Origin of the sequence: Legionella quinlivanii, from assembly GCF_003265995.1 — a bacterium.
GTDB lineage: Bacteria > Pseudomonadota > Gammaproteobacteria > Legionellales > Legionellaceae > Legionella_C > Legionella_C quinlivanii_A.
In genome coordinates, this window is record NZ_MVJN01000003.1 from 407,151 (window position 1) to 417,498 (window position 10,348).

Here is a 10,348-nt window from a genome sequence, read left to right on the forward strand (position 1 = left end):
GAGAGTCGCTTGCTAAAGATTTATTAGGTGAAGGAAAACGAAGGTATGCTAAAAACCCGCCTGGTCTGGAATTTTGAAATTGACCCTGAGGATTTAATCGATTTCACTGCTTTTCCTCAGGAGGAGTCCGATTCGCTGCGCTGGGAAATTCGCTATTTCTGGCCCGCCGACAGCCATATCACCTTACATGGATTAGGCGAGGAGTTTCTCGATCTGTCCCGTTATCAAATCAAGCAGCGAGTCGATGTGTACCATCTTATCGGTGAAGGATACTACAATATTAAAGATCGGCGCGATCAACTGTTATACAAACCCCTGCTTGAAGAAAAAGGGGGATGCCAGGGCTTCGGGCATAAAACCAACCTCCTGGAGCAGGCGCCAGAAGACCTGTTGTCTGGAGAACCAGCACTGACTGTAGGGGAAATGCTCGCTAAAGTTCAGCAGGAAAGCCGTATGATTCGAGTTGACAAGGTCGCTCTGAAGTATAAATTCCCCCTCAATCCGACAATTAAGCTTGAGCTGGCAAGGTTGAGTATTGCGGATCAGCGATTTTTTAGTGTCTGTATTGAGGGGCGTTCTCAGCTTTTGGTTTCTCGCCTGAGTCAGTTATTGATGAGGCAGAATATTTCCTGCGATTATGTGCGTTTTTTAAAGCAGACTCATTTTCATGAATAATACTTTGCTTAACTTAGTCGCAAGCTTTGGAAAAATTGGTATAGTTTCTCTGGGCGGCGGCAATTCCATGCTTAAACTGATTGAAGTTGAGGTGGTTAATCATCGTCATTGGGTTGGCCAGGAAGAGTTTATCGCGATGGTGGGCTCGAGTTTTCTATTCCCCGGTTTAACGGCAGTAAAACTTTCCGCATTAATAGGATACAAGCTTGCCGGATACATCGGCTTGCTTCTGGCGGTCCTTGCCCTGAATTTACCAGGCTTGGTTCTTGCTGTAGTGGGTTATCAGTTCCTGAACAATCACAACTCTCCCTTCGCTCAGAAAATAATGATCGCCGTGCAGTATGGGGCTCTGGCTTTATTAGCTGCCGCGTCGTATTCAGTGGCGCAAGGAGTTATTCAAAGCTATTATTCGCTGCCTGTTGTAATCGCCTGTATCTTATTTTTCTTAGCTTTGGTATATCTACAACTATCCCCATTCTGGGGCTTTATTGCCTATATTGGCATCTGCTTCTTTTTGGTCCATACCTGATAATGAATAATTTAAATATCCAGCAGGAGCGATCTTGAGTAAGAATTTTGATAATCCGGAATTTTATATTAATCGCGAATTTACAGCCCTTGCTTTTAATGAACGGGTGTTGCAATTGGCTAAGGATGAGCGAATCCCCTTGTTGGAGCGGATGCGTTTTCTCTGTATTTGCTGTGGTAACCTGGATGAGTTTTTTGAGATACGAGTCGCGGGTCTTAAAGAAAAAATAGCCATAGCATCTCCAAAATTAAATATTGACGGCTTGCGCGCCGAGGAAGTGTTTAGCCAGATCAGTAAGAAGGCACATATTCTAAGCGATGAGCTTTATAATATTTTCAACAGGCAATTACTGCCCGAGATGCGTAAAGAGCATATCCATTTTTTAAATGTCGAAGAATGGACGGATGACATTCATTTATGGGCCAAACACTATTTTAAAAATGAAATATTGCCTATCGTAAGCCCAATTGCCCTGGATTTGGCACACCCATTTCCAAGATTATTTAATAAAAGTCTTAATTTTATCATTTCCCTTCGTGGAAAGGACGCTTTTGATCGAAACATTGACTATGCGGTCGTCCATGCCCCGCGCTCGCTGCCGAGAATGATCCATCTGCCTTCCGAGTTATGTACTGATGGCGGCAGTTACTTTGTTTATCTTTCATCAATTATTCAAACGCATATCAGCAGCTTGTTTCCAGGCATGGAAATCAATGGCTGTTACCCGTTCCGCCTGACCAGAAACAGCGATCTGTTTTTGCGCGAGGAGGAAATTGAAGATTTGGCTGTGGCCGTACAAAGGGAACTATTTTCAAGACATTATGGGCATGTTGTGCGTTTGGAAGTGGATAAAAAATGCCCTGAACATATTGTCGATTTTCTATTGCAGAAACATCACCTTCACCATGAGGATACGTATTACTGCGATGGGCCTGTCAATTTACAGCGCTTTTACAGTGCTATTAATCGTATAGACCGGCCTGACTTGAACTATCCGCCTCTCAATGTGCAATATCCTGATTTTATCCATCAACGCCGAAATTTGTTCAATGTGTTAGACGAGCAAGATGTGTTTCTGCATCATCCCTATCAAAGTTATGAGGTGATCATTGACTTTGTCCGACAGGCTGCTGCTGATCCTAATGTTCTGGCTATCAAGCAGACCTTATACCGAACGCATTCTGAGTCAGTAATGGTTCGCGCTCTTGTTGAAGCCGCCCGTTCTGGAAAAGAGGTGACGGCGGTAGTGGAGTTGCGCGCCCGTTTTGACGAAGAGTCTAACCTGCGATTGGCTAATCGCTTGCATGAAGCGGGTGTGCTGGTCTTGTATGGCGTAATGGGCTATAAAACCCATGCCAAGATGACTCTGGTGGTGCGAAGAACTCACGGTAAACTCAAACGCTATGTCCATTTGGGAACAGGCAATTATCACGAACAAACTGCCAGGCGATATACCGATTTTGGCTTATTAACCGCCGATGCAGCGATTACTGCGGACACACAAATTATTTTTCAGCAATTAACCGGCCTTGGCAAAACGGTTAAGTTAAAGGCATTATGCCATTCTCCGTTTACTCTGCAGAAAAATCTCATGGCACATATTGATGCCTGTGCTGAAGCGGCGAAAGAAGGAAAAAATGCCGAAATTAACATTAAAATTAACGGATTGACCGATAAGGCCATGATTCAGGCTCTGTATGCTGCATCCCAGGCGGGCGTAAAAATCAACTTGATTGTTCGCAGCATGTGTTGTTTAAAACCGGGTATACCTGAAATTTCAGAAAATATTCGAGTTATCTCAGTTTTGGGACGTTTTCTTGAACATCATCGAATCTATTGCTTCCGCATTGAAGAGAGTGAATATTATTACTGTTCAAGCGCCGATTTAATGGAGCGAAATCTGTACAATCGTATTGAGATTTTGTTCCCTATTCAGGATGAATCCATTCGTAAGCGAATCAAGCAGGAAATTTTCAAAAACTACCTGAAAGATAATATGTATGCCTGGGAAATGCAGGCTGACGGCACTTATAAGCCTATGCGTAATGGTTCTCACTCCGCCCAGGAAAAATTACTGCAGCTTTACTCAAAAACCGCCAATGCGGATTTTTAGCGAGAGCGTTCAGGCAGCCGTCATCTCGAACACAGTGAGAGATCTCCAAAATGACATGGCATGACAGTTCGAAGAACACTCTCTTTTTAGCTGCTAATAAGCAGGGTCTTGCTGGCTTTGCCGGCGTCCTCCCTTGCAAGACGAGGTACCAGATATCCGGGAAGCAAGGTTTGCAGATCTCGAAAAATTTGCAATGCCTTTTCCTGCGGCAGATCGAAATGTGCGGCTCCTGCTACTTTATCGAGTATGTGCAGGTAATAAGGCAATATGCCACAACTAAATAAGCGCTGACTCAACTCGGCTAAAGTTTTTGCATCGGCATTAACCTTTTTTAATAAAACCGACTGATTGAGCAGATGACAACCCGATGTCTGCAGCAGCCGGCAGGCTGATTCAACCGCTTCATCCAGCTCCTGTGCATGATTGCAATGAACCACTATCACCTTTTGCAACCGCAATGAGCTTAAGATGGATAAAAATTCCTCATCAATCCTTTCCGGCAATACAATAGGAATTCGGGTATGAAAGCGTACAGTGGTGACGTGTTTGATTTCATCCAGCTGCTTAAGCACTGAGCTCAAAACGGTATTGGAGGCCAGCAAGGGATCGCCGCCACTTAGAATAACTTCAGAAACGCTGGAGTTTCCTTTTATATAATCAATGACCTGCTGCCAGCCTTCGCGGCCAGGATTATTTTTCTGGTAGGGAAAATGCCTTCTAAAGCAGTAACGGCAATTGACCGCACAAGTGCCGGTTAAGGTTAGCAGAACTCTCCCGGTATATTTATGCAATAATCCGGTGAGCGGATTGCTGCTGTTTTCCTGCAAAGGGTCGTTCTGATAGCCATCGACCTCAAGCAGTTCTTCTTCACTGGCCAGAACTTGCAGCAAAAGAGGATCCTCAGGGTCATGCTTTTTCATGCGCTCCGCAAAACCGCGTGGTACTCGGGTTTTGAAGAGCTTTTCTGCTGCCGTACTGCCTTGAACAGCTGATAAGCCCAGAAACTGCAACAACTCACTGGATGAGGCAAATCCCTGCGCTAAAATTTTTTGCCAACTCACAAAGGCATCTCGCATTAATGATTCAAAATTGATAAACTGCGCGAACTCTAACGAAAATGCAACAAAATCTCAACTGTGGAGTCCGAATGGCTATTTATAGCACCAATGAATTTAAAAATGGATTGAAAGTGATGGTTGACAGTGCGCCTTGCAGCATTGTTGACTGTGAATTTGTTAAACCCGGAAAAGGCCAGGCGTTTACCCGAGTAAAAATTCGGAATTTAAAAACAGGTCGAGTGGTTGAACGCACTTACAAATCGGGTGAAACCCTGCCATCTGCCGATGTGACAGATGTTGAAATGCAATATTTATATAACGATGGTGAACTGTGGCATTTCATGGTTCCTGATACGTTCGAGCAATATGCAATCGGAGAAGAGCCGCTGGAAGAAGCCAAACAATGGCTTAAAGAGCAGGATATTTGCATTGTCACCTTATGGAATAACGAACCCATTCAGGTAACGCCTCCCAATTTTGTCGTCCTGACCATCACTGAAACCGATCCGGGTGTCCGTGGCGATACCTCTGGCGGCGGCGGTAAACCGGCCATTCTCGAAACGGGAGCGGTGGTACGTGTTCCATTATTTATACAAACGGGTGAGCTGATTAAAGTCGATACCCGCAAAGGCGAATACGTTTCCCGCGCTAAAGAATAATATTCCTGCATTACAGCTCGAGAGAAAAGAGTCTTCTCGGGCTATTTCTCCTTAAAATCCTCTCTCTCCCTCAGGGAGAGAGTTAGAGAGGGCTTAAAAATCAACCCTCGCCCTCTCCCAGCTTGGGATAAAGGATTCTTCTTAAGTTTACGCCTATGCGCGCCGGCTGGAAATCCATTCATAATTCACAGATTTTGCCAGGATGGCACTGTTCTATCCCCGAATTGTATTAATCATCCCGCAAAGAACATTAATGAAAAAGCAATTTCTGCACAAAACCATCATTTTGACTTAATATTTGCCATGAGGTAAAATATTTGCTCTATTTAGCAAGCAAGTGAAAAATATGAAGTATATCAAGGCAGCAGAATGGGATAGTGCAGTTAAGTTATATAAGCCGAGAACCTATCAGCAAGCAGCAGATAAATTTAAAGTCATGCTTGAGCAGCTCAACTCTGTAAAGAATAGACAGTCGGGACTTAATAAAAGGGTGCCGGATGGCTGGTATGAAGATTATTTAGCGGTAAGTGAATATTTACTGACTTCTTATTTTAATCTATACGAAAAAGCAAGTTTTGTTAGTGAAGAATATGATCCCATTTTGAGTTTAATACAGCCCATTTCCAGCATGCTTCTAAAGGCGGCCAAACGATTTGGTGAAAAAAACCAAAAGCAGGCAGAGATCGCCAGAATTATCACGCTTAGCGCTTCTTTTTGTGAAAGAACCAGTGGTAAAGCCTCTGAGAGTTGTGGAGAAGCGGAAGATGCAGCGGATAAGACCATTCTCCTGGATAACGCGCTGAAGTGGGTCGATTATTCCATAGCTCTATTGGATGAGCATGGGTTGAAGATAGGTTTTAATGCCTTCCTGTTGAAGCTTGAAATTCTAGGGGATCGCTATGAGCTTTCAAAAGAAAGGCAAAATCTTTTGGGCATGCTTAAGCTGATTGGAGTACATAAGCTTCTTACAAAATCCAGCCTTACTCCCGAAGAACGACTGTGCTTTTTTGCGGTAAGTCTGTGCGCGACAAAAGAATACCCGGAAGAAAGACTAAGCCGTGCAATTGTTAAAGCAGCAATGAAATTCGCAAGTTCCGCTTCTTTCCCGGGTAAGGCAGATGATGAAGATGAAGCAGAAAGTTTAAAAGGCTGGCTGAATATTTTTGAAAGCAGACTTGCAGATAATCTGGAAAAATTTTCGGATGAAACCACTCAAACCTTCCCTGTAAGCGTTGCTGCGGAAGAGGAAGAGGAAATTGAGCTGGTCATTGAGCCGCGCCGATTCATTAGTAGTAGACGTTTGGAAAAAATTCCAATTGAAGAAGAGACTCCAGAAGATCAATTTGATTTTGATCAAGTTCATTTCGATTCTGATACTGACGAAGAAGAGGATAGTGTTCCCGTTTTTGAAACATCGAGAGGCAGTGAATCACTGACATCTTCTGAAGAGGTCGAAGAGGTGATTGTTATAGTGGATGACGAAGAAGAAATAACCCTGACTATAAATAAGGATACAGCCAGGAAAAAAAGAAAAGCGGCTTCAATAGCCGAAGACGTAAGCACTTATTCTGAGACTGGAAGTTCGCCTGCCAATAAGAGAAGCAGAGAGGTTGAAGTTGTCGAAGTGTGCCTTGAAACACCTGATACAGATTCAGTTATTGAAGAAGAAGTGATTCTTTTTGCTGATAGTATGTCACTGATGCAAGCACAGGAGAAGCAATCGGTTTCTTCTTCAAGCAGCGCTCCAGGATTTTTTACCAGGAAGACTCCCAGCCCCGTTCCTGTTTCAGCTCCGGGCGTTGAAATCCAAAAACCTGATATGCAGCAAGTGGGGCAGGCATTTATGAAGGTTTTAAACAGTTTTACTGCAAAAGCTAAAACGTCATCCTTCAAGCCTATTGTTTTATCATTTATGGCGGATTTCATGCTAGAGCCCAGGCAGACCAATCAACCTGCTATCGCTTTATATCTATACCGACAGGTTCTGGCGATACATCCAAAGAATGATAAAATTATTAATGCGATGCTCAGGTTGAGCGCGATGCACCCTAAGCTGCATAAAAATAAAAAGGATTATGAATGTGAGGGCGAGGATATTTTTACCCATACCCTGATTACATTTATTGTCAGACTCAACAAGTTATATGCAAATAAGCCGGAAGCTTTTAAGGCTCAAATTGAGAAAATGTTAGAGTATTTAAAAAACAAGCTAAAAGCATGGGAAAAGCTGATTTCCGAGGCCGAATTGGATGAGCAGCTTATTAAAAAATTTGAAGAAGAGCTTGGATTGCCATCTGCTAAGGATACGACCAGCAGTCCGCCTAAGCTTTAAAAACTCATCAAGCTCAGAGTAATCCCCGTTCCTAGCGGGGATTTTTTTGTCCAATTCCCCTTATCTATAGTAAGCAGCTTGCTGTAACTGGCTTGAAAAATAGAATATTTCAACACTTTGACTAAATTTAAGCCTCAAGGTATAATGCTTGGTCTTTTATTGTAACAAGTGTAAGAAATGAAGAAAGCTAAAACTAAACAGTCCAAAGAAACAATAGAAAATATAAAGAAAGTAGAGGATATATGTGAAGTGTTAATGTCTGAGTGCGAAAGGATTGCTCATATTGAATATAATCCCCGCTCGTATGATGTAGCCTGGGAAGAATTGCAGAAACCTGTTACTAATTTAAAACAAGTCACTGACATTGTGTATACGTTGAACTCTGATGATCTGCAAAAAAAGGTCAATGAAACCTGGTTGACGCTAGCTGCACGGATGATCGACATTGCGGACTGGCATCTCTCTGTCGTAAAAGGCGACATACCTAGAGGAAAGACTGCAAAAAACGTCAACATGGACACTGTTTTCTTGTGGAGAAATAGAGGTTTTGATTATCTTGCCGATGCTTCTTTGCAAATTCCTTATTACCATCACTTTCTCGATGTCAAGATAGCCTATCATCTGGCTGGCGATGAGACGAAAACAGCCAGTCAATTCAGAAAAATAATTAGTATTTTAAAAAAACAAAACCTGTTGTCTCTTGAGAAAGCGACTGCGTCATTACATATGCCTTATTTGGTTGAACTTTTTGAAATTGCGCTTGATGTGAGCAGCGAAGCTAAACCTGGAGTGGAACGTGATGGTCTGATGAAAAGCATTAAGGCATTCGCTGACTCATCGATCCGTTACCCCCAAGGAACGACATCTAAAGAAAAGAAAATGCATGAGAGCAGGTTTCAAGAGTTTCGCGCATTAGTTGCAGATCCTGCATCTGGCAAGAATAAGAAGGCCTTGCAATTAGACTCATCTACCGAAAGTTTTGAATACGAACCTCTTGTTGGAAATACAGACAGCGATGATGACGAGATAGTTCTGTATGGAGATGGTGATTCAATGACTGAAGATGAGACTGAATCCGAAACAGAAGCTGAAAAAAGCCTGAAGGAAAAATATGCAAAAAAACGAAAGGGTGCGATCGATGAAAAGGGAGGAGAAGATCTCCCGCTCAGCAAGAAAAGGAACGTTTTGCATACCAACGCTGTGATTGTAGAGGATTCTTTGCTGAATAGTTCTGACGCCGTAGATTTCCTGGTAGGATTAGCTGCGCCAGGCACTTCCTGCAATACCCTGCAGACTCATGCTCCATTGATTAATCCGAACTTACCAGAAAAGAGTATTTCTTCAAATCTGGATAATTTATTCTTTGGCGGAAGTAATAGACGAACGCCATCACCTTCTCCTGAACAACAAAGAGAAAGAGCACATAAGGTAACTGATGTAACCAATGCGCTGGTAAAGGTATTAGAGCAGATGAGGCATTATGATAAGGCTTATCAAGCGAAAGTACTGGAACATTTGGCAGACTCACTGCGAACCAGGGACCTCTCTTGCTGCGTATTCTTATATCGGCAGGCAGTGGCTATGGATAGCATGAATGATGAGCTGCTCTTTAAGTACACATCGACTGCGGGGGCTGAGAAAGTAGCTTGCGTAAGCAAGGATAAAGGCACAATTTTCAATCAAACACTGAATCAATTACCAGAAATGCTCAATGCGGTATTTGAGAAAAGTTCAGGAAATGAATACAAGGTTTTTGTACTGAATTCGCTAGAAACGATGTCAGATATTGCAACAGAAACCTTTAAAGACATAACAGAACACTTTAATCATCATCTTGAGCAAACCTGCGGTTCAGCAGTTATCCCCTCAATGTAAAATCTAATGCTGGAATTAAATGTAATTCCAGCATTAACAGTTACCAGCGGCGAAAGTGCCACCTATTAACTCTGGGTCCGTAGTATGCGTTACGCCAATAAGGTCTGCTAGACCAATAAGGATGGCCCCAGTTATAACTGTTATAATAAGACCCGCCCCAGTAAGGTCTGTATCCATAATAGCCTACTGAATATACATAGTCCTGGTTGTAAGAAGGAGTAGTATAAGTGGTCTGACTTACTGTGCATCCAGACAGCCATAAAGTGGATCCAAGCAAAGCACCGGTTAGCACTAATTTCTTCATGATTTCGTCCTTGGCTACAAAGCTTTCTCTAAGTATAAGCCAAGATCATGATGTTCACAAAAGTAGCAGGCTAGTGACTGCTTAACTTCAATCCAACTATAGAAACTATAATCAGGCTAATACATGAAAGTCGCATGAGAGTGGCAGGCTCATCAAGAAAACAGATGCCGTAGATAACAGTGCCGACTGCACCAATGCCAGTCCAGATTGCATATGCGGTACCAATGGGTAAGGACCTGAGTGAGGAAGCTAATAAGATAAAACTGACTGCCATAGCGGATACTGTGAGTGCTGAAGGGAGCAACTTGCTGAAACCATCCGTATATTTAAGTCCAACTGCCCAACAAATTTCGAACAGTCCTGCAAGTATTAAAGTGAACCAGGCCATAACCTTCCTTATTTATGAAGCTAATGGATAAAGTAGCTTTCTTCAAAGAGACAGATCAAGTGTTTTGTAGAGGGCTTGCAAATTGTCTGTACAAATATTGCTCATTTGACGGGGTTGGTATATAATGAATTTTTGCGTTTGATAAAAAGCAGCATAAGCAAAAACCGATGCGGCTGCATGATTTAATTCCATATGTGTCAATGCTAACCCAAGTGGTTCTTTCAATAAACAGAGAGAAGTACTTAATGCAAAAAAAACAAAAAAATTTGCAAAAAGTGTTTGACATGAGAAGCGAAATCCGTAGAATACGCATCACGCCTTCGGGGCGAGTTGATTAAGAAGATGAAGACAAACTGTGTGGGCGCTTGAAGAGATTTGAGTGCTTGAGAAGTAAAGAATATAGTCAGAGAAATTT

Annotated in this window: 8 protein-coding genes; 6 read left to right on the forward strand and 2 right to left on the reverse strand. The window is 42.6% G+C overall.

The genetic code is table 11. The features are described 5' to 3' along the window. Window positions 1–45 precede the first annotated feature (45 nt). Genes B1207_RS05565 through ppk1 form a run of 3 tightly spaced genes read left to right on the forward strand, consistent with a single transcriptional unit; the run spans window position 46 to window position 3,317 of the window. Entirely contained in the window at window positions 46–675 is a 630-nt protein-coding gene (locus B1207_RS05565; RefSeq protein WP_112218996.1) for a hypothetical protein, read from the forward strand. Then, window positions 668–1,204, forward strand: coding sequence for a chromate transporter (locus tag B1207_RS05570; protein ID WP_112218997.1), 537 nt, complete (start codon window positions 668–670; stop codon window positions 1,202–1,204). The genes B1207_RS05565 and B1207_RS05570 overlap by 8 nt, the downstream gene beginning before the upstream one ends. A 34-nt stretch (window positions 1,205–1,238) precedes the next feature. Further along, window positions 1,239–3,317, forward strand: a complete 2,079-nt coding sequence (gene ppk1, locus B1207_RS05575) for a polyphosphate kinase 1 (RefSeq protein WP_172458137.1) — start codon at window positions 1,239–1,241, stop codon at window positions 3,315–3,317. 86 nt (window positions 3,318–3,403) lie between these two features. On the opposite strand, the gene epmB is transcribed toward ppk1, so the two are convergent. Next, window positions 3,404–4,411 (reverse strand): EF-P beta-lysylation protein EpmB, encoded by a 1,008-nt coding sequence (epmB, locus tag B1207_RS05580; protein WP_301182684.1) that lies wholly within the window; start codon window positions 4,409–4,411, stop codon window positions 3,404–3,406. 53 nt (window positions 4,412–4,464) lie between these two features. On the opposite strand from epmB, the gene efp reads away from it, so the two are divergent. From efp to B1207_RS05595, 3 genes are all read left to right on the forward strand, one after another. Then, window positions 4,465–5,034, forward strand: a complete 570-nt coding sequence (gene efp / locus B1207_RS05585; RefSeq protein ID WP_058506305.1) for an elongation factor P — start codon at window positions 4,465–4,467, stop codon at window positions 5,032–5,034. A 346-nt stretch (window positions 5,035–5,380) separates the two neighbouring features. After that, window positions 5,381–7,366 (forward strand): hypothetical protein, encoded by a 1,986-nt coding sequence (locus B1207_RS05590; RefSeq protein ID WP_112219000.1) that lies wholly within the window; start codon window positions 5,381–5,383, stop codon window positions 7,364–7,366. A 177-nt stretch (window positions 7,367–7,543) separates the two neighbouring features. Continuing rightward, window positions 7,544–9,241, forward strand: coding sequence for a hypothetical protein (locus tag B1207_RS05595; RefSeq protein WP_112219001.1), 1,698 nt, complete (start codon window positions 7,544–7,546; stop codon window positions 9,239–9,241). Window positions 9,242–9,615: 374 nt separating this feature from the next. On the opposite strand, the gene sugE is transcribed toward B1207_RS05595, so the two are convergent. Then, the gene (sugE, locus tag B1207_RS05605; RefSeq protein ID WP_112219003.1) at window positions 9,616–9,933 is read right to left on the reverse strand and encodes a quaternary ammonium compound efflux SMR transporter SugE; all 318 of its coding nucleotides are present in this window, start codon (window positions 9,931–9,933) and stop codon (window positions 9,616–9,618) included. Between the last annotated feature and the right edge of the window lie 415 nt (window positions 9,934–10,348).